The sequence below is a fragment of the Paraglaciecola sp. IT1134 genome (assembly GCF_058068185.1).
Window position 1 is genome coordinate 3,303,446 of the sequence record NZ_CM176486.1, and the last position, 20,098, is coordinate 3,323,543.

The 20,098-nt window shown below is 45.2% G+C and carries 17 protein-coding genes and 1 tRNA gene; 8 read left to right on the top strand and 10 right to left on the bottom strand.

Annotated features, from left to right (window positions below; genetic code table 11):
• The first annotated feature begins 81 nt into the window (after positions 1-81).
• The gene (gene asnS / locus AC3RV5_RS14375) at positions 82-1,479 is read left to right on the top strand and encodes an asparagine--tRNA ligase (RefSeq protein WP_489728312.1); all 1,398 of its coding nucleotides are present in this window, start codon (positions 82-84) and stop codon (positions 1,477-1,479) included.
• A 93-nt stretch (positions 1,480-1,572) separates the two neighbouring features.
• Here asnS and AC3RV5_RS14380 read toward each other — a convergent pair whose 3' ends face one another.
• The gene (locus AC3RV5_RS14380) at positions 1,573-2,283 is read right to left on the bottom strand and encodes a substrate-binding periplasmic protein (protein WP_489728313.1); all 711 of its coding nucleotides are present in this window, start codon (positions 2,281-2,283) and stop codon (positions 1,573-1,575) included.
• Positions 2,284-2,693: 410 nt separating this feature from the next.
• On the opposite strand from AC3RV5_RS14380, the gene AC3RV5_RS14385 reads away from it, so the two are divergent.
• From AC3RV5_RS14385 to AC3RV5_RS14415, 7 genes are all read left to right on the top strand, one after another.
• On the top strand, positions 2,694-3,854 hold the full coding sequence (locus tag AC3RV5_RS14385; protein ID WP_489728314.1) for a paraquat-inducible protein A: 1,161 nt from the start codon (positions 2,694-2,696) through the stop codon (positions 3,852-3,854).
• Positions 3,855-3,857: 3 nt separating this feature from the next.
• Positions 3,858-5,522 (top strand): intermembrane transport protein PqiB, encoded by a 1,665-nt coding sequence (gene pqiB / locus AC3RV5_RS14390; protein WP_489728315.1) that lies wholly within the window; start codon positions 3,858-3,860, stop codon positions 5,520-5,522.
• A 1-nt stretch (position 5,523) separates the two neighbouring features.
• Positions 5,524-6,099 carry a PqiC family protein gene (locus AC3RV5_RS14395; protein ID WP_489728316.1) on the top strand — a complete coding sequence of 192 codons (576 nt, stop codon included), beginning with the start codon at positions 5,524-5,526 and terminating at the stop codon, positions 6,097-6,099.
• 21 nt (positions 6,100-6,120) lie between these two features.
• Positions 6,121-7,233 carry a GGDEF domain-containing protein gene (locus AC3RV5_RS14400; RefSeq protein ID WP_489728317.1) on the top strand — a complete coding sequence of 371 codons (1,113 nt, stop codon included), beginning with the start codon at positions 6,121-6,123 and terminating at the stop codon, positions 7,231-7,233.
• Between the two features lie 82 nt (positions 7,234-7,315).
• Positions 7,316-9,121, top strand: coding sequence for an ABCB family ABC transporter ATP-binding protein/permease (locus tag AC3RV5_RS14405; RefSeq protein ID WP_489728318.1), 1,806 nt, complete (start codon positions 7,316-7,318; stop codon positions 9,119-9,121).
• Between the two features lie 5 nt (positions 9,122-9,126).
• Positions 9,127-9,339, top strand: coding sequence for a DUF3820 family protein (locus AC3RV5_RS14410; protein WP_489728319.1), 213 nt, complete (start codon positions 9,127-9,129; stop codon positions 9,337-9,339).
• Between the two features lie 44 nt (positions 9,340-9,383).
• On the top strand, positions 9,384-9,710 hold the full coding sequence (locus AC3RV5_RS14415; protein ID WP_489728320.1) for a hypothetical protein: 327 nt from the start codon (positions 9,384-9,386) through the stop codon (positions 9,708-9,710).
• 84 nt (positions 9,711-9,794) lie between these two features.
• Here the strand turns inward: AC3RV5_RS14415 and rpsO are convergent, their stop codons facing one another.
• From rpsO to AC3RV5_RS14460, 9 genes are all read right to left on the bottom strand, one after another.
• Positions 9,795-10,064, bottom strand: coding sequence for a 30S ribosomal protein S15 (gene rpsO, locus AC3RV5_RS14420; protein WP_489728321.1), 270 nt, complete (start codon positions 10,062-10,064; stop codon positions 9,795-9,797).
• 138 nt (positions 10,065-10,202) lie between these two features.
• A complete protein-coding gene (gene truB, locus AC3RV5_RS14425; protein ID WP_489728322.1) occupies positions 10,203-11,159 on the bottom strand; it encodes a tRNA pseudouridine(55) synthase TruB in 957 nt (318 codons plus the stop codon).
• Positions 11,160-11,162: 3 nt separating this feature from the next.
• A complete protein-coding gene (rbfA, locus tag AC3RV5_RS14430) occupies positions 11,163-11,576 on the bottom strand; it encodes a 30S ribosome-binding factor RbfA (RefSeq protein WP_489728323.1) in 414 nt (137 codons plus the stop codon).
• A gap of 111 nt (positions 11,577-11,687) precedes the next feature.
• Positions 11,688-14,297, bottom strand: a complete 2,610-nt coding sequence (infB, locus tag AC3RV5_RS14435; protein WP_489728324.1) for a translation initiation factor IF-2 — start codon at positions 14,295-14,297, stop codon at positions 11,688-11,690.
• 23 nt (positions 14,298-14,320) lie between these two features.
• Positions 14,321-15,814 carry a transcription termination factor NusA gene (gene nusA / locus AC3RV5_RS14440; protein ID WP_489728325.1) on the bottom strand — a complete coding sequence of 498 codons (1,494 nt, stop codon included), beginning with the start codon at positions 15,812-15,814 and terminating at the stop codon, positions 14,321-14,323.
• A gap of 48 nt (positions 15,815-15,862) precedes the next feature.
• Positions 15,863-16,321, bottom strand: a complete 459-nt coding sequence (gene rimP / locus AC3RV5_RS14445; RefSeq protein ID WP_489728326.1) for a ribosome maturation factor RimP — start codon at positions 16,319-16,321, stop codon at positions 15,863-15,865.
• 161 nt (positions 16,322-16,482) lie between these two features.
• Positions 16,483-16,559 (bottom strand) — tRNA-Met (locus AC3RV5_RS14450).
• Positions 16,560-16,750: 191 nt separating this feature from the next.
• On the bottom strand, positions 16,751-17,056 hold the full coding sequence (locus tag AC3RV5_RS14455) for a 4a-hydroxytetrahydrobiopterin dehydratase (protein ID WP_489728327.1): 306 nt from the start codon (positions 17,054-17,056) through the stop codon (positions 16,751-16,753).
• A gap of 207 nt (positions 17,057-17,263) precedes the next feature.
• Positions 17,264-19,942 carry a TonB-dependent receptor plug domain-containing protein gene (locus tag AC3RV5_RS14460; RefSeq protein WP_489728328.1) on the bottom strand — a complete coding sequence of 893 codons (2,679 nt, stop codon included), beginning with the start codon at positions 19,940-19,942 and terminating at the stop codon, positions 17,264-17,266.
• Positions 19,943-20,098: the final 156 nt, after the last annotated feature.

The window sequence follows — 20,098 nt, forward strand, 5'->3', positions numbered from 1 at the left end:
CCGGTGGGCGCAGCATAATAGAGTAGATAATTTGGGCCTGTCCCTTTTCGATTAAACCCCAAGACAGTTTGGAGAGTAACCATGGCGCAAGCCCCAGTGGCAGATATTTTTGCCGGTAAGTATGCAGTAGGTGAGCAAGTAGTTGTTAAAGGTTGGGTACGAACCCGCCGTGACTCTAAAGCTGGCCTGTCTTTTGTCGCCCTGCACGATGGTAGTTGTTTCGATCCCATCCAGGTTATAGCCCTCAATACCCTGCCCAATTATGCGGACATACAACGTTTAACCACCAGCTGTTCGATTATTGCTACCGGCACCCTAAAAGCATCAGTGGGTCAAGGTCAGGCGCTGGAGATCGAAGCCAGTGAAATTGAAATTGTCGGTTGGGTGGAAAATCCCGATACCTACCCCATGGCACCTAAACGCCACAGTATCGAATATTTGCGTGAACACGCCCATCTTCGTCCAAGGACTAATGTAATAGGCGCGGTCACACGAGTGCGCAACTGTCTCTCCCAAGCCATCCACCGATTTTTTCACGAAAATGGTTATTGCTGGATCAGTACGCCTATCCTGACCGCCAGTGATACCGAAGGCGCCGGAGAAATGTTCCGGGTTTCGACTCTGGATATGCTTAATGTGCCCACCACAGACAAAGGTGAAGTGGATTACACTCAGGACTTTTTTGGCAAAGAGACATTTTTAACCGTATCCGGGCAGTTAAACGGCGAAACCTACTGTAGCGCCATGTCCAAGATATATACCTTTGGCCCGACTTTTCGTGCGGAAAATTCCAATACCAGCCGCCATTTGGCAGAATTTTGGATGATAGAGCCGGAAGTCGCCTTTGCCGACTTATCCGATATCGCCCAACTATCAGAAGACCTATTGAAATACGTGTTTAAGGCTGTTTTGGCCGAACGTGCCGACGATATGGAATTTTTTGCCCAGCGCATCAACAAAGAAGCAATAAGCCGTTTAGAGAAGGTTATCGAACAGGACTTCGTGCGCATGGATTACACCGACGCGATTGAAATTCTGCAAAACTGCGGTAAAAAATTCGAGTTCCCGGTGTCCTGGGGAGTGGATTTGTCTTCTGAGCATGAACGATACCTGGCAGAAGACCATGTAGGCGCACCTATTATCATGCAAAATTATCCCAAAGACATAAAAGCCTTCTACATGCGTATTAATGACGATGGCAAAACCGTCGCCGCAATGGACGTATTGGCACCTGGAATAGGCGAAATAATTGGTGGGTCGCAACGTGAAGAGCGCTTAGATGTATTTGATCGTCGCCTGGCGGAAATGGGCTTGAACCAGGAAGATTACGGCTGGTACCGCGACCTGCGTCGCTATGGCACGGTGCCACATTCCGGGTTTGGTTTGGGCTTTGAGCGTTTAGTGGCCTATGTAACTGGCATGCAAAATGTAAGAGACGTAATTGCCTTTCCTCGTACACCAGGGAATGCCAATTATTAATCGCCACACTCATTAAACAAAATGTTCGACTAACCAACACTAAAGCCGTCTCAATCGAGATGGCTTTTTTACCTATTCAACAACCCGTTCATACTAGTTGACGTTATGGGCTAACATATAGCCTTCTCGGATCTCTACCATGCGTCCGCTGGCTTTCATCTGTTGTAAGATCGCAGTGATTTTTGGCAAAATATTTTTATTTTTTTTATGTAAATAGTGATATAAATCGAATTTAATTAAACGCGCACCTTGAATAACAACATCCCTCGCCTTATTCTTTTTTACCATATTAAGACCGGTGATTTTTGGAAATACAGCTATGTCATAACGCCTTTTTTGCAGTAAATTCACGGCCTGGGAAAAAGTAGTCACCTGGTCACATTGTATATCGTGTAAACATAAATTCCGTTCAACAAATTGAACCCCCCTGACACAAACAAGTTTGTAAGCTCGCAGGCTTTCCCAATTATCTACCCGCAGATCATCTTGTGCTGAGAACGCGTAACCTTCAATGTAGTTAATCGCTACAGGTACCTGTAACAAATTTTCAAAACGCTGATTGAGGTGACTAATTCTCGATACTTCGCCATCAACATCGCCACTGTTCGCCTCCACCAAAGAGCGCAGATTTGGATAGTGCAGTACGTCAATAGTATGCGCTATTTGTTGATAAGCTTCCGTAAGAATTTGCACTGAAATATCTTGCTCAGCCGCCTCTATTCCGGTTGAAAAGACTAAGTTCTCACTAGCGCTAACATTAAATATCAACATAAATAGACTGGCAAAAACAATCCTGTTTGGCATAATATCCCCTTAGATGTCAGTCCAAAGTGGACTTCCACATAAACATAAATAGTAAAGCTTGTATATATTCCATGCCCGTTAACCAACGGTGATTAAGCTGCTCCTCCCCAAATCGCCAGGTGTTAGTTTCGACTGTGCCCCATATCTAACAATCAGAGGAATGTGGGTGGTGTCTGGTGCCAGTTGACGCAGCACAAAGGTGTTCCGGTTCGTCGTTTACTGTTGGGCGACCGCACACCAAGATACTCACTTCAGCTTCAAGGCATCTATCCATGGGTGAAAATCAACCATATAGCGCTAACCTTTTGAAAAACTTTAGTTTACTCAAACAAAAAATGCACACTAAATTAATATCCTGAATTGAGGTATGCTTAATATTCACGGAGAATACAGAAAAGAACACCATTTACATGTCCACTGAAAATGAAGCGTTGAAAACAGTTGATGCCCAACATATTGATGCCCAACATAAAGTACAGTGTGAAGAATGTGCTCATACTGTATACATTCCGTTGCTGGAACATAAACAGCGGGCTCAGTGTCCCCGTTGCCGTTATATTTTGACAACCTATTACCGAAACATGGCAGCAAAGATAGTCGCCTTCGCTCTGGCCGCCCTTATTTTTATGCTGGCTTCTGTGAGTTTTGAGTTTTTGTCCTTTAGTGCCAATGGCCAATCCCATACCATCGATATGCTTGGCAGTATTGAGACCTTAATCGAGTATGACTTTACGCTGTTAGCCATATTGCAGATCGCCGCAATCCTGTTATTGCCTTTGACGGTGTTATTGGGTTTATTATATTTGCTGTTGCCTGTGGTGTTTGGTTTTAGACCCAAATATCCTCGACCCGTACTCAAGCTGATTTTCGCATTGCTGCCCTGGACAATGGCCGAAATTTTTCTGGTCGCTGTGCTCGTCAGCCTGATTAAAATTATGTCTATGGCGGACATCGGTATAGGTTTGTCTTTTTACGCTTATGCCTTATTCACCTTATGTATGACCGGCAGCTTTTTGTATTTGGACAAACACCAGCTCTATATACTTACTACAGCAGATATCCCTCCCCTTCATATTTCTCTGCCACCCAATAGCAGCGTACAATTTACTTGGGCCCTTTTAGCCACTTCAGTGCTACTTTATATTCCAGCCAACTTTTTACCCATAATGCATACCAATGTACTGGGGGATGATGAGCCGAGTACCATTTTGGGTGGAGTAATTTTACTGTGGCAGATGGGCTCCTATCCCATCGCAGCGATCATATTTATAGCCAGTATATTTGTTCCTATCGCTAAGATATGTATCCTGTGTTGGTTAAATTATTCCGTTCAGGAGGGGTTTAACGGCAAAAAGCGGGAACGCATGATTTGCTATAGGATCACCGAGTTTGTTGGCCGTTGGTCAATGATCGACGTCTTTGTCGTGGCGGTTTTAGTTAGCCTGATCCAGTTGGGGAATATCATGAGCATTTATCCCGGATATGCAGCGTTGGCCTTTTGTGCCGTGGTCATACTGACCATGCTCGCCGCTAAATCATTCGATACAAAACTGATTTGGAGTAAACAATAAGTTATGTCACAGATCAGCGAAACCGCCGATATTAAATCGGTACGCAGTATTTCAAAAATATGGTTAGTTCCCCTGGTGGCACTTTCCATTGGTGTGTGGATGATTTTTTATCAGTGGAACAATCAGGGGCCGTTGATCGATATAGTGTTTGAAACTGCTTCAGGTCTCGAAGCGGGTAAAACCAAAATAAAGATCCACAACGTTGATGTGGGACTAGTAAAAACCATTGCCTTGAGCGATGATCTGCAAAAAGTTCTGGTCACCGCCAGAATGTCATCCAGTGCAGCAGATTTACTGCTTGAAAATACCCAATTCTGGGCCGTCACACCAAGAATTTCATTGAATGGCGTGTCCGGCTTGGGCACCCTGGTATCCGGAACCTATATCAATATGTCGGCTAACCAGGAAGGTAATCCTACCCGGAATTTTGTGGCATTGTCTGCCCCTCCCATTACGCCAGCGGGCACTCCTGGGTTGCACGTTACGCTCAACAGCAACGCCGAATTTGCCTTCAAAGAAGGGGATCCGGTTATCTATAAAGGCTTGAAGGTGGGCGAATTCGAGAGTATATATTTCAATTTTGAGCAGCGCATAGTGTATTACAATACTTTTATCGAGGCTCCCTATCACGAACTTATCACCTCTAATACCAAGTTTTGGAACACAAGCGGGGTGCAGATGGAATTAGGTGCCAACGGAGTTAAAGTCAAAAGTGGCAGCATAGAAACCTTACTGACCAATGGCGTCGCCTTTGGTGTACCTGAAGGTTTGCCTCTGGGGGACAAAATAGACGAGCGCTCCTATTTTAATATTCACGATTCCTATGAGTCAGCTGCCGAGGAACGTTACAAAGTGTCGGCTAAATTTGTGGTACTAGTGGACGATACGGTCCGAGGTCTGCAAATAGGCGCCCCGGTTGAGTATCGAGGGATTAAAATCGGTAAAGTGTTGGAAATTAACCCGGCAAATCTGGAACAAGATAGTTGGTTGGAAGAAGGCTACATCATACCTGTGGTGATCGGTATTCAGCCTGGACGCGCACAGCAAAGTGATGATGAGGCAGGTTTAGCGGCCGTGCGCCAGCAGATCAGAGCCTGGGTACAGCAAGGTCTGCGTGCATCATTGCAAACCGGAAATTTACTCACAGGCTCGCTATTTATTGATCTGGAGCATTATCCTGACGCCAAAGAACCGTCACACAAGATTTACCTGGATCATGATGTGATCCCAACCATCTCCAACGAGTTTACCCAAATAACCGAAAAAGTGGCGGCTATCATGGACAAGGTAAACGCTCTGGATCTTAAAGCGCTCATCGCAACGGCCAGTAATATGATGGTGAAAATTGGCCAGTCTGCCAACTCTGTAGAAGGTACGGCGAATCGGGCAGATGCCTTTTTACTTAGCGCTGAACAACAACAGATCGCCGCGAAGCTGGCCGACGTACTCGATAGCATATCCGCCTTGAGCAAAGACTTTGCCAGCGGCTCTGATACCAATAACCAGATAAACAGTACCTTCCAGATATTGCAACAGCGGCTTAACGAATTACAACCTCTATTATTGCAGCTCAATCGCTCCCCAAATAGCCTGATTTTTGAGAAAGACAGCCAACCCTATATACAACCTAAAGGTTTGCCCAACCGACCAACAAGTGAGCCCCAATAGTATGAAATATGTCAGCGCAGTATTACTTAGTTTTTTTGTTTTTGCCTGCGCCAGCCCAGAAGGCAATATTCATTATTACTTGCTAGATAGCGCGGATAACCATACTGCAACGACTGAAATTGACCGACAAATCCCCGTAGTGTTGGCATCAGTGCAGCTGGCAGATTATTTGAACAAAGTAAACCTGGTGATGAAAGTAGCAGAAAATCAGCTGTATTATTCTGAGCGAGATGTGTGGGCAGAGAGCCTACAAGCAGGGATTTACAAAGCCCTGTTAAGGGATTTAAATAGTCAGGCAAAACAAACACATTATATGGCGATGAATTCGCCCAACGCCAGGCAGGTAAATAAAAGTCTTGTCGTGGAGTTTAGCCATTTTATGGCCACGGATGAGTCAAAGGTGATAGCTTCAGGGCAATATTGGCTGCTTGATAAGACTGATTTAGATAAAACTGTGCGCAGTCATAATTTTAGTTATACCCTTGCATTACACCAGGATGGTTATGCCCATGCAGTTTCTCAGCTAAGCGTATTACTGGACTTACTGAGTCAGGATATTGTTAAACAAGTTGAGTAGAACCAAGGATGAACACTTAATATGCGAGCGGTTAAGAAAAAAGTGGTACGTTATCTAAATACCGGCACGGATATAGGTAATCCTCCAGCGATTAATCAACAGATCCAGGTAACTAATCTGTTTAGTTTTGTCGGCTATACCGTTACCTTTGTGTTGGGGTGCGCAGCTATTCTACGCAGCGAACTGACATTAAATTCAGACTTTTTGCTGGCCTTGGTATTAGGATTAACTTGTATCTTGTTTTTTTCTTCCAGGTTAATTCTCAAATATTATCACAACAGAAACGGCTATAAATTCTCCGCCAACCTACTTACTGTTTCACTGATGATTTTGATGTTTTATCTGGTTGTGACCGGCGGTGTCAGTAATACCGGCCCACTATGGATATATGTTGTACCCCCGGTTACCTTATTTTTTGGTGGCATACGCAAAGGTTTACGTAATCTTGGCCTCTTTTTGCTGATCGTTAGCGTGATCTTGTTTTATCCCCATCACCAGTTACTGCTTTCAAACTACAGCTACGAATTCAAGTCACGGCTCATCTTTTCATTTTTAACCGTCAGCATGTTATTTGGTTTCTACGAATATTCCAGACAACGCTCATTTAGCATTTTGCATAAATTGAATCAGCGATTTGAGCGTCAAGCCAGGCTGGATCCCCTTTCGGGTCTGCAAAACCGGCGCGGAATGCTGGAAAAACTGGAATATGAGCGACAACGTAGTATACGTAGTCAAAAAAGCATGACGTTGATGATGTGTGACATAGATCACTTTAAACGGATCAACGATAAACGTGGCCACGAAACCGGGGATTTAGTCATTAAACAGATCTCCCAGCTATTTGAACAAGGCTTGCGCGCCCAAGATACCGTTGCCAGATGGGGAGGGGAAGAATTCTTGTTTTTACTACCGGAGACCGATCAGAAACAAGCCTACACCTTGGCAGAAAAATTACGCAAGAAAATTGCCAGCACTCTGTTTTGCCAACCGCAAAGTGAGCTCAATATCACCGTCAGCATAGGTATTTATCAACTTAGCACCACAGACAGTATTGATCAGGCCATAGGTCATGCCGATGACAATTTATATCGCGCCAAAGACGCCGGACGCAATATCACGGCGGTGTGGGATTAGCCCAGTTATTATCGGTCAGACTCGGTGATCCCACTTAATGCTGATAAACTAGCGGCTATTCGCCGCTACCAACAAGACCACTATGCGATCACATCATTCCCCCAGCGACCACTCAGCGCCCCTTAATTGGCGTGTGTTAAAACAACTATGGCCTTATTTGCTCGAATTCAAAATCCGGGTTTTGCTTGCCCTGCTGTGTTTAATTACCGCTAAAGTCGCCAGTATAGGTCTGCCCTTCATCTTAAAACACACGGTGGACTCGCTAAATCTAAAAACGCCGGCAGACGCTTTGGTAATGGTACCCTTTGCGCTCATCGCCGCTTATGGCTTATTGCGTCTGGCCAATGTTTTATTTGGGGAAATACGCGACACTCTGTTCGGCCGGGTAACCGAGCGCGCTATGCGACGCATGAGTCTGCAGGTCTTCGAACATCTACATAAATTGGATTTAGACTTTCACCTAAATCGGCAAACCGGTGGCTTGTCCCGCGATATAGAACGTGGCACCAGTGGCATAAGTTTTCTGATGCGCTTTTTGATATTTAATATCGTGCCCACCCTGCTGGAAATAGTGGCGGTTATTGGGGTGCTTTTTTACAACTACGGCATCAGTTTCGCTCTGATTATTTTATTGTCGGTAGTGGCTTACATTGGTTTTTCAATCAAAGCGACAGATTGGCGTACCAAATATGTAAGGGAAGTCAATCTGGCGGATTCAAACAGCAGCACCAGAGCCATAGATAGCCTGCTGAACTATGAAACCGTAAAATATTTTAACAACGAGTCTTATGAAGCTGACAGGTATGATGTGGCATTACACGACTGGGAAGATGCCAGACGTAAAAATCGCTTATCTCTGTTTGCCTTAAATGGTGGCCAGGCCTCGATTATCGCCATTGCCATGACCAGTATGATGGCGCTGGCCGCCTACCAGGTGGCATACGCCAAAATGACCATAGGGGATTTTGTGTTAATCAACGCATTTACCATGCAGATTTTTATGCCTCTCAATTTCCTCGGCTTTGTATACCGGGAAATTCGTGGTTCCCTGGCTAATATCGAAAACTTGTTCACCCTGCTAAATAAACAACCCAAGATCACCAATGATCACAAAGATAAGACCTTGCGGATTATCGGGGGGAAAATAGAATTTAAGCAGGTCAATTTTAGTTACCAAAAGGATCGCAGCATTTTGCATGATGTCAGCTTTGTCATCGAACCCGGCCAGAAAGTGGCCGTTGTCGGTGAAAGCGGTGCGGGTAAATCCACCTTAGTCAAATTGCTGTTCCGTTTTTACGATCCACACGCAGGTTCTATCAGCATAGACGGTCAGGATATCAGCCAGATCAGCCAACAATCACTGCGCACGGCCATCGGTATTGTTCCCCAGGATACCGTGTTATTTAATGATACCATCTTCGAAAATATCCGTTACGGCCGCCCGGATGCCCATGATAGCGAAGTCCAGGAGGCCATCCGTCATGCCCATTTAGATGCCTTTATCAACGCCCTGCCCGATGGCAGTAATACCAAGGTCGGGGAACGGGGACTGAAACTCTCAGGTGGCGAAAAGCAACGGGTGGCTATCGCCAGAACGATATTGAAAAAACCACCCATACTGGTTTTCGACGAAGCCACCTCATCCCTGGACAGCCGTTCAGAACAAGCCATTTTACAAGCCCTTAGAGATATCGCTCAGGGGCATACCAGTTTAGTCATCGCCCATCGCCTCTCGACCATAGTCGATGCGGATAAAATAGTGGTTATGCACAATGGTACTATCGTCGAACAAGGTAATCATGCCCAGTTACTAGCACTAGGCGGTGCCTATCATAGGTTGTGGCACACCCAACAAAATAATGCCGAGTCACTGGCTGAATTAGGATAACAGAAATGGATCATCAGGCTTTGCTGGACGCCATTAACCAGACCATGCCCTTTGGTAAATACGCCGGCAGAAAATTATTAATGTTACCCGAACCCTATTTGGTGTGGTTTAGTCAACAGGGCTTTCCCCAAGGGAAACTGGGTCAGCAGCTCGCTCTGATCCATGAAATCAAGGTGAACGGTTTGGAAGATATGCTTCAACCCTTACTCAGATCATGAGTTACCCAAGCTATACCAAGCGTAGTAGAACGGACAGGGGTAAAGTGCGTGCCCAGCATTATGTCAATATTGACCGGCAAATCCTGGTCTTACATCGTGCCATGGGCGAAAAATTATTAGCTTGCCCTGAACTGCAAAATAATGTGATAGAAACCATTGAACGGCGCTACGCCAATGGACAATTAAGGCATGGGGCTTATGTAATATGGAGCTGTTTAATGGAAACGATAAATGATGAGCAAGTATTTCTGGCGAACTTGTTAGCAGATACGCCCCAGATGCAGAAGTTAAGAAGACGCACCCCTTTTATCGGTGTATTAACCGAAGATGAGCGCCAGCAGGTATTGTTACATGAAGGCATTGCTATCTAGAGAGTCGGCGGCAACATAAAGTTTGGAGCCCAGAAAACAAAAAAGACACCCTAAGGTGTCTTTTCAACAATCAGCTATTGCTTACTAGCGACGTAGACCCAGACGCTTGATAAGATCTTGATAACGCTCAGCGTTTTTACCTTTAAGGTAATCAAGTAATGTACGACGCTGACTAACCATACGTAATAAACCACGACGTGAGTGGTGATCTTTTTTATGGTCAGCGAAATGGCCTTGAAGTTTGTTGATGTTATTAGTCAACAATGCAACTTGAACTTCAGGTGATCCTGTATCGCCTTTTTTAACGCCAAAATCAGCAATGATTGTTGCGGTTTCTTCAGTAGTTAGTGACATAGTTTTCTCCAAAAATATGAAATATACAGCTGGCCGATCACTAATTCAGCCGAGCCAAGGAGCGCGTATTATAGCGGCGAAAACCAAGATAGCAAGGGCTTCACGTTATAAAGCCAGCTACTCTGGTTTTTTTAAGTTTTATGCCTGCTGCTCGGGAAATACCACCAGACGTTTAGGGGCGGCGTAATTGTCATCGTCTATTTGTGCGACGCCGAGAAAGGTGCCCTTTTGGCTTAAATAGATGCGCACTACCTGGCCCTTATCAAACGATTCAGTGGATAAATGTTTCACTGGCTGGCCATGCATAAAATCACTGGCCAACTCCTCTGCCAACTCTACCCTGGTAAGGGATTTCACCGCACTGTCCATGGGGATCAATAACGGATCTAGGATGTCTGTCAGGGGTATTTGCTCACGTTGCGCTTTGTCTAATAAGCCTTCAAGCTGTTCGAACGTGACCATTTTTTCACTGGGATAATCTGCCACGCCAGTGCGATGCAATTTGCTCACATAAGCGCCGCAACCCAGCCGTTGCCCCAGGTCATCCACCAGTGATCGAATATAGGTACCTTTACTACAATGTACCTGCATGTCCACTTCATCGTTTTCAAAACGGGTAACGGTGAGACTAAAGATAGTGATATCCCTAGCTGGCCGGTCTATTTCTATGCCCTGACGGGCGTAAAAATACAAGGGTTTGCCCTGGTGCTTCAACGCAGAGAACATTGAGGGAATCTGTTTTATCGCCCCCCTAAAGGTATCACAAGCGCACATTAACTGACTTTCAGTGACATTCACCGAGCGCGTTTCGACCACTTCGCCGTCAGCATCAGAGGTGGTAGTCCGCACACCTAATTTTGCGGTCACCAAATAAGTTTTATCCGCATCAAGCAGAAACTGAGAAAATTTGGTGGCCTCCCCCAAACAAACCGGTAACATGCCCGTTGCCAGTGGATCCAATGCGCCTGTATGCCCGGCTTTTGCCGCTAAAAACGCTCTTCTCACTTTTTGTAAAGCCTGGTTTGAAGAGATTTCCAACGGTTTGTTCAATAGCAATATACCGTCTATTGCCCGACCTTTACGACGCCTAGCCAAAGCCTAGTCCTCTTTTTCAGAGTCGAGGTCACGACCGGCTAACCGCGCCCGCTCTTTATCTTTATTCAAGGTATCATCTACCAAATTACTGATACGAATACCTTCACTCAATGACCCGTCACGAACAAACTTGATCGCGGGTACGGCGCGCATACGCATCCGACTGGCCAGTAAAGTGCGAATATAACCCTTGTTTTCAACAAGGATATTTAAATAATTATTCATCACCTCTTCGTCATTTTCGAAAAAAGTCACAAAGATTTTGGCGTAAGCCAAATCCCGGGAAACTTCCACAGCTGACACGGTGACCATGCCCAAACGCGGATCCCGGTTTTTAAATTCGTTTTGTAAAATACTAGCAATTTCTTTATGAATTTGTTGCCCGACCCGGTCGGTACGAGAAAATTCTCTTGCCATGTTAATTCTCCTGCAGCACGGTTTCGTGCCTTTTGCTAAGACAAAACGGAGGCCTAAGCCTCCGTTTTAATTCGTTTCATCATACTAAGCGGGGGGTGCCTGTATAAGGCGTTACAGTTCCCGTTTAACTTCAACGGTTTCAAATACTTCGATTTGGTCACCAACTTTCACGTCATTGTAGTTCTTAACACCTATACCACATTCAACGCCATTTCGAACTTCTTGTACATCATCTTTAAAGCGTCTAAGCGATTCAAGCTCGCCTTCGTAGATAACCACGTTTTCACGTAGTACCCGAATAGGATTAGTACGCTTGATGGTACCTTCAGTAACCATACAACCCGCGATGGCGCCAAGTTTAGGCGATTTAAATACATCACGCACTTCAGCCAAACCAATGATCACTTGTTTGAATTCTGGTGCCAGCATACCTGTCATCGCCAGTTTCACTTCATCGATCAGGGCGTAGATAACGCTGTAGTAACGTAAATCAATTTCATCGGTTTCGATAACACGACGGGCACTAGCATCGGCACGCACATTAAAACCAATCACTATAGCGCCTGAAGCTGATGCCAAGCTTGCGTCAGTTTCGGTAATACCACCGACACCGCTGCCTACTATATTCACTTTCACTTCATCTGTGGACAAGTTAGTCAACGACTCAGAGATGGCTTCTACTGAGCCTTGAACATCCGCTTTAAGCACTACGTTCAATTCACTAACATCACCCGCTGCCATGTTCGCAAACATGTTTTCCAGCTTAGCCTTTTGCTGTTTAGCAAGTTTAACCTCACGCTGCTTGGTATGACGCTTACTGGCCACTTCACGGGCTTTACGCTCGTCCTGTACGACCATAGCGTCTTCACCGGCTATAGGTACACCGGATAAACCTAGCACCTCAACTGGTGTAGACGGGCCAGCTACAGTGACTTCCTGACCGTGTTCGTCACGCATCGCTTTAACCCGACCGTATTCGATACCGCAAAGTAAAATGTCTCCTGCTTTTAACTGACCTTCCTGGATCAATACGGAAGCAACCGGACCACGGCCTTTGTCAAGACGAGATTCAATTACTATACCTTTGGCTGAGCCAGTAGGCGGCGCTTTAAGATCGAGTAATTCAGCTTGTAAGGTAATAGCTTCAAGCAAACTGTCGATACCTTCGCCGGTTTTTGCTGACACATTAACAAACTGATGTTCACCGCCCCACTCTTCTGAAATCACTTCCAGTTGAGACAGTTCAGTTTTAACTCTGTCTAAATCGATACCTTCCTTGTCGATTTTATTAATGGCGACAATCAAAGGCACACCAGCAGCTTTGGCATGTTGTATGGCTTCTTTTGTCTGAGGCATAACACCATCATCAGCGGCCACAACCAATACCACTATATCTGTAGCGGTCGCGCCTCGGGCACGCATAGCGGTAAACGCGGCGTGACCTGGAGTATCTAAAAAGGCAATGCGACCATTGTCAGTTTCTACACTGTATGCACCAATGTGCTGGGTAATACCACCGGCTTCACCGGCTGCCACTTTGGCCCGGCGTATATAATCGAGTAAAGAGGTTTTACCATGGTCAACGTGACCCATAATGGTCACAACCGGTGCGCGAGATTCAAGTTCAGAAGTAACGTTATCTGCCAACAACTCTTCTTCAAGGGCATTGTCGTTTACCAACTCGTATTTATGACCCATTTCTTCAACAACCAGTACCGCAGTTTCCTGATCCAGCACTTGGTTAATGGTAGCCATCTCACCCATTTTCATCATGGCCTTGATAACTTCGTTGGCTTTAATCGCCAACTTGTTAGCGAGTTCGCTGACGGTAATGGTTTCACCTAAACGAACGATACGTTCAACGGGTTGAGCGGGTTTATTAAACGCGTGTTTCAGATCAGAACCGGCGTTTTTCTTAGACTTTTTACGTCTACGACCACCACGTTCAATTTTAATATCATCTGCGTCTTCTGCCTCTTGTGCATAACGATTGGAATGTACATGAACTTCTTCGCCTTCTTGTTTCTTACGGCGTTCTTCTTCTTCTTTCCAGCGACGTGAATTTTCTTCGGTTAATTTAAGTGCTTCCTCAGCGGCTTTTTTGGCGTCTTCTTCAAGCTTACGCTGAGTTTCTTCTTCTTGTTTTTTGCGGATATTTTCCGCTTCAACCCGGATGCGTTCTTGTTCAGCTTTTTCTTCTGGGCTTAAACGTGACTCTTCTGCCTGACGCGCTTCTGCTTCTTTTTTAGCTTTATCTGCTCTTGCTACACGTTCGGCCTCAGCTTTAGTCTTGGCTTCTGCGGCTTTGCGGGCTTTTTCTTCAGCGGCTTGTTTGGCCTTTTCAGCAGCTTGTTTTTCAGCTTCAAGTTGAGCTTGCTGCTCGGCTAACACACGAGCGGTTTCTTCTTCCGCCAAACGCGCTTCTTCCGTATCGGTACGTTTGATATAAGTGCGTTTTTTGCGCACTTCTACTGTTACCGCTTTGGATTTACCCACACTTAAGGTACTGGTCGTTTTGCGCTGTAACGTCATGCGGGCCGGTGCTTCCGAACCGTTTCCACCGTGCTGCTTGCTTAAATAGTCCAGCAATAGACGTTTTTCATCTTCAGTAACGTTTTCATTTGCCGCTTTAACTATATCAGCATCTTTAAACTGCTTAACTAAGCGGTCAACCGAAGTGCCGATATCGGCGGCGAGTTTTTCAATGGATACTTCTGCCATATTAATAATTCCTCTTGGTGACCTTATTCTTCGTTAAACCAGACAATGTTGCGGGCAGCCATAATTAACTTGCCAGCTTTTTCTTCATCCAGTTCTTCTATATCCGTGATCTCGTCTACGCCTTGCTCGGCAAGGGCTTCAAGATCTGTAATTCCGCGACTGGCCAAGGTATAGGCTACGTGACGCTCCATACCTTCTAAATTCAATAGCTCATCTTTAGGCACAGAGGCTTCTAATGTTTCTTCATTGGCCAGTGCTTTAGTCGTCAAGGCGGCGCGCGCCCGGCTGCGTAGATCTTCAACCATATCCTCATCAAGGCCGTCAATTTCCAACAACTCGCTTATTGGCACGTAGGCGATTTCTTCAAGGGTAGTAAAACCTTCATCGACCAACACAGAGGCAAACTCGTCATCAATATCCAGGCCGACCGTAAAGGTAGCCAATACTTTTGAATTTTCTTCTTCGTGTTTAGCATTGAGATCTTCAACTGTCATCACGTTGAGTTCCCAACCAGTGAGCTGACTGGCCAAACGCACGTTTTGACCACTGCGACCAATAGCCTGGGCCAGATTGTCTGACTCAACCGCAACATCCATCGTGTGGTTATCTTCATCAACGACAATAGAGGCTACTTCGGCTGGCGCCATGGCATTGATGACAAACTGGGCCGGATTATCGTCCCACAATACTATATCAACGCGCTCACCGTTAAGTTCACCACTGACGGCCTGAACCCGAGAGCCTCGCATACCAACACAAGCGCCGATTGGATCGAGACGTTTGTCATTAGTTTTAACCGCAATTTTGGCTCGTGATCCTGGATCTCTTGCGGCGGCTTTGATTTCTAAGGTTTCTTCAGCGATTTCTGGCACTTCAATGCGGAATAATTCCACCAACATATCGGCATGGGTACGACTGATGAATAACTGGGCGCCACGAGCTTCCGGACGAATAACGTATAACAGTCCCCGTACACGGTCACCTGGACGAAAGGTTTCCCGCGGTAACATGTCATCACGATAAATCACGCCTTCAGCGTTATTGCCCAAGTCAATAATAATATTATCGCGATTTACTTTTTTAACCGTTCCAGTGACCAATTCACCCACACGGTCTTCGTATTCGGCCATCACTTGAGCACGTTCGGCTTCACGCACTTTTTGTACGATAACTTGCTTGGCGGTCTGGGTGGTGATCCGGTCAAATTTAATCGATTCGACTTGATCTTCGACGTAATCACCCAGCTGAATCTCTGGCTCGTCTATTTGTGCAGCAGATATTGTCATCTCAGCAAAAGGATTTTCTTGCACTTGATCATCAGGGATGACTAACCAACGGCGAAATGTATCAAAGCTACCCGATTCACGATCAATCGCTACGCGCACTTCGATTTCACCTTCAGATTTCTTTTTAGTAGCACTTGCTATGGCAAATTCCAAAGCTTCGAAAATCTTTTCTCTTGGAACCTGCTTCTCATTAGATACGGCTTCAGCCACTAATAAAATTTCTTTATTCATTATTGCCTCACTGATTATTCTTGAGCAAAAACCTTGCTTGTCACCAACTTAATCAAACGTTGGAACGACATTACCTTTGTCTATATTTGCGAAAGCCAACATAAAGCTTTGCCCGTCAACCTCAACCGTAAGCATGCCGTCTTCAATACACAGCAATTTGCCTTTAAAATTACGTCTGTCACCCATAGGCATTTTCAGTTTAATCGCCACTACTTCGCCAACAGATTCAATATAATGCTGTAGTTTAAATAAGGGACGTTCCATGCCAGGTGAGGAAACCTCAAGGTTATATTCGGTGGTAATAGGATCTTCTACATCCAATACCGCACTAACCTGATGACTAACTTCTGCACAGTGATCAACGGAGATGCCATCAGGGTGGTCGATGTAAACACGTAAGGTGGAATGTATTCCAGCACGTATAAACTCAACGCCAACCATTTCAAAGCCAAGGGCTTCAACAGGTGCAGTCAACATCTCGGTTAATTTTTGTTCTAGTTGTGACAATGTCCACGCTCCAAAAACAAAAAAAGGGCTATAAGCCCAGAGTTTTTAAAAAAATATGATAAAAAGGATAACAAAAAGCCCCGTACAAGCGGGGCTTTTAGCTTCTGGACCCTAGTCCACTATTCTCGCTGAAAAATGGCAGAATGCCAAGTTTCAAAAAGTGGTTGCGGGAGCAGGATTTGAACCTACGACCTTCGGGTTATGAGCCCGACGAGCTACCAGACTGCTCCATCCCGCGCTTGAAATCTTTATCAAATCGGTTGGCTGTGTAAGCTTCCCTCCTCGAGTGGTGCGTATTATACATAGCCAGCTAGTTGACGCAAGTCTTGGCGATGAAAAAACACGAATTAACCGGTCCTCTGACAACGATCGCACACTAATCACACGATCTGCCTGACTATGGCGCTGTTGTGCCTGCTCGTGTGAACATTAGGCGGCAAACAATTCCATTTTATTGGCTAGGTCAAAATCGAGATGACTGATGCCTTTGACATCATGGGTGGTCAGTTCTACTTCCACCTTGTTATATACATTAAACCATTCAGGATGATGATTGAGTTTCTCGGCACAAATGGCGATTTGCGACATCCAGCCAAACGCCCGGATGAAATTTTTAAATTTGAAAGTTTTAACCAGCTTGTCATTTTTTATCTGCCATTGACTCTGAGCCACCATATCTTTGTTCAGTATCGCTAGCTGGTCAGCTATTTGCTGCTGGGTTAATTTTTCTGTCATTGTTCTGTGCTCCTTGATTTAAACGAATATATGTAAACATATTCAGCGGTAATGAATACAGATTAGCACTAAATAATGCATATTTTGTGGCCTAATTGAAACCTGTCAGCGCAATTTCCTTGACAGGATATGCGGATAATTATTTACAAAAAAACCGCCTTGGCAACGTGCCAAGGCGGTTTTTAATCTACCAGCCTGGTTCAGTGCTTAGAATTCAACGGCCAATCTGGCGTATATCTGACGCCCTCTTGGGTCGTGCACTTTGCTGTCAAAACCGCTATTAGTAAAGACTTGGGGCGGATTCTCGTCCGTTAAATTGATACCCCCTAAGGATAAAACATAGCTATTATCGGTGTTAAACAGTCCGCCCAGATTCACATTATATTGTGCGTCATAGGTCACATGACTATCTATCTCTTTAAAGCCGTTAGCACAACCAGCTGTCGTGACAAGCGTACCGTCAGAACAGTTTTGATCATCGTCATAACTACTGACATAACGCGCAAATATATTGGCTGAATGCATACCTGACGACCAGTTAAGACCCATATTCATGCGTAACTCAGGTGATGAAGTACCAATGTTAGTGAAGTTACGACGCCCTGCACCATCGACGTTACCTGCTTGGGGGTCGTCCAACTCATACTTGGTAATATAAGTGGCGTTAATTGACGGCACAAACATACCTGCGTCAGTATCAATTTTATAGCTGGTAACAAAATCGATGCCAGAAGTTTCCAGGGAGCTGGCATTAACAAAGGTATTGTTAATTTGGGTTAAGGGGCCGGTCAGTGGGTCGCCAGCACGAATGATACGCTCTGGATCACTGGGGTTAAGGAATAGCAAAGCTTGTGGATTTTCCTGGATAATCAAATCTTTAAATTTAAAATTCCAGTAATCCAGCTCAATGGAAAAATCACTAATGGGTTCAAACGACATGCCAATATTATAAGCGGTAGATTCTTCGGGTTTGAGATCTTCATTGCCAACCGTTCTCACGGCTGCAAACGCAGCCGAAGTAATCAAAGGATCAACAACCTGTTGTAATGAAGTTGCACCGCCGTCACGCAAAAACACCGTTGGCGCACGAAAAGAGGTTGAAATAGAGCCTCTGAACGACAAGTCCTCGGATGCACGAAATGAAAATGCGACTTTAGGATCGACTGTGTCTCCAATTGAACCGCCGTAGTCTTCGTAACGCACCGCTAACTGGATATCCAAATTGTCACTAACGGGTAAGGCCATTTCTGCAAATGCTGCCCACACATCCAGCGTTCCCTGGAAATCCGGGTTACCGATAACAAAGGTAAAACTGTCTTGATTGGCCAAAGCATCATAATCCTGGCTCAGTTTATCTTCCCGATATTGCAAACCGAGTGCCACACCGGCTGCGCCGCCTTGCATATCGAATACATCAAAAGATGCGAAACCTTCGAAAACCTGTAAGTCAGATTTGGAATCAATAACTTCGTCAGCAGTAAAGGAGTCAATCACAGATTGTGAATTCGGTGCGCTGGTGTAGGAAGTGGCAAACGGGTTGAAATATTCACAGTCCCCCGCACCCGGCGTTCCTGTCAACGGATTACACTGTCCACCGCCTAACCCATTAAGCGCGAGGTTAAATTCGGTATTAAGTACATCGGGTACGGTAAATAGAAAGTCATTCGTGGCCTGGGTGTAACTGATTTCCCAGAAACCATCTTCCAACTCACCTTGCAACGCCGTATTAAACCTGAAAGTATCAGATTCGGTCCTGGCGAAATCTGGCGCTTTACCATTGCCCTCAGCCCGGCCGAAAAAGGTCACGTCTGTGCCAAATGGATTTTGTGGGTGGGTGGCGGGAACCACGGGCCCGGTTAAAATGGGAAAACTTGGTGCTCCCCCTCGCACAGCACGGTTTCGGGCAAAACTAACTTCTGTGGTCCAGATTAGCTCATCGCTTAATTCGTACTCAGCTCTAACGTAAGTATTTAAACGCGACTCATCTGGTACATAGGAGTAATTTTTACCAAAATCGAATTTACATAAACCAACATCCAAGCCTGGTACAGTGCCAGGAGGTGCCAATAAAAGTGGCGCACCGCCAAACTCTTCACAGCCTGTAGGATCAATAAAGGGCGTGGCACCAATAAAAAAGGAACCCGGATTACCTAAACTGCTGCTGTCATCTTGTGGGCGACTTAAGCGGCGATCTTTAATAAATAGCGGTGAACGGTTAGTATAACTGACGGCAGCAATAAGACTGCTTTTCTCCCCGGTTGCTCCCCATAAACCTTGAATAACATACTCCTTGTTATTGCCATGGGCGCCGTCTTGATAATCAGCACTTAACTTGACGCCATCATAATTGCGCTTGGTAATAAAGTTAACAACACCTGCCACCGCGTCTGAGCCATATAAGGCAGAGGCACCATCCTTAATGATTTCGACGCGATCTATGGCAATCATTGGCACCAAAGAGCTGGTATCCACAAAGTTCAAACCAGCGTTATTTTGCTGAGCGGTCACCACTTGGCGCTTGTTATTAAGCAATACCAAAGTAGAAGAAACACCTAAACCACGTAGATTGATATTTGATGTTCCCGCGGTCGCGTTTTGAGTGAAAGCGTCAGGATTATTTTCTGCACCTGTATTGATGGTTAATGTTTGGGTGATATCAGCGATATTTTTCGCACCCAGTGCGTCAATTTCCACACTATCAACTACAGACAAAGGTGAAGGAGATTCAAAGTTTTCACTGCGCCGAACGAAGCTACCGGTGACCATAATCATCTCAATATCTTCTTTTTTCTCGACTTCTTTTTGTTGCGCAACAACAGGTGTGGAGAGCAAAAACTGGGCAGAAACCGCCACAGCCAACGCACTCAAAGGTGTATTTATTTTCATTGTGTGTCCCCGAAAGGTGAATATTAGATTCAAATCGAGCTTAATAACTAGTTTCTGCAGCGCACTCACCCTGTGCCATTTTTTTAATAGTTTTAGTTAAGCTAAGTAACTGATCTTCAAACGCTTCAATACAACGCGTCATGATAGTAGGACGGG

What these genes read in the sequence shown, in the direction of transcription:
- AC3RV5_RS14380 (WP_489728313.1), bottom strand. Translation starts at nt 2,283, where the DNA reads ATGCCAAACAGGATTGTTTTTGCCAGTCTATTTATGTTGATATTTAAT.
- nusA (WP_489728325.1), bottom strand. Translation starts at nt 15,814, where the DNA reads ATGAATAAAGAAATTTTATTAGTGGCTGAAGCCGTATCTAATGAGAAG.
- rpsO (WP_489728321.1), bottom strand. Translation starts at nt 10,064, where the DNA reads ATGTCACTAACTACTGAAGAAACCGCAACAATCATTGCTGATTTTGGC.
- rbfA (WP_489728323.1), bottom strand. Translation starts at nt 11,576, where the DNA reads ATGGCAAGAGAATTTTCTCGTACCGACCGGGTCGGGCAACAAATTCAT.
- AC3RV5_RS14405 (WP_489728318.1), top strand. Translation starts at nt 7,316, where the DNA reads ATGCGATCACATCATTCCCCCAGCGACCACTCAGCGCCCCTTAATTGG.
- infB (WP_489728324.1), bottom strand. Translation starts at nt 14,297, where the DNA reads ATGGCAGAAGTATCCATTGAAAAACTCGCCGCCGATATCGGCACTTCG.
- AC3RV5_RS14460 (WP_489728328.1), bottom strand. Translation starts at nt 19,942, where the DNA reads ATGAAAATAAATACACCTTTGAGTGCGTTGGCTGTGGCGGTTTCTGCC.
- asnS (WP_489728312.1), top strand. Translation starts at nt 82, where the DNA reads ATGGCGCAAGCCCCAGTGGCAGATATTTTTGCCGGTAAGTATGCAGTA.
- AC3RV5_RS14455 (WP_489728327.1), bottom strand. Translation starts at nt 17,056, where the DNA reads ATGACAGAAAAATTAACCCAGCAGCAAATAGCTGACCAGCTAGCGATA.
- AC3RV5_RS14400 (WP_489728317.1), top strand. Translation starts at nt 6,121, where the DNA reads ATGCGAGCGGTTAAGAAAAAAGTGGTACGTTATCTAAATACCGGCACG.
- AC3RV5_RS14395 (WP_489728316.1), top strand. Translation starts at nt 5,524, where the DNA reads ATGAAATATGTCAGCGCAGTATTACTTAGTTTTTTTGTTTTTGCCTGC.
- pqiB (WP_489728315.1), top strand. Translation starts at nt 3,858, where the DNA reads ATGTCACAGATCAGCGAAACCGCCGATATTAAATCGGTACGCAGTATT.
- AC3RV5_RS14385 (WP_489728314.1), top strand. Translation starts at nt 2,694, where the DNA reads ATGTCCACTGAAAATGAAGCGTTGAAAACAGTTGATGCCCAACATATT.
- AC3RV5_RS14410 (WP_489728319.1), top strand. Translation starts at nt 9,127, where the DNA reads ATGGATCATCAGGCTTTGCTGGACGCCATTAACCAGACCATGCCCTTT.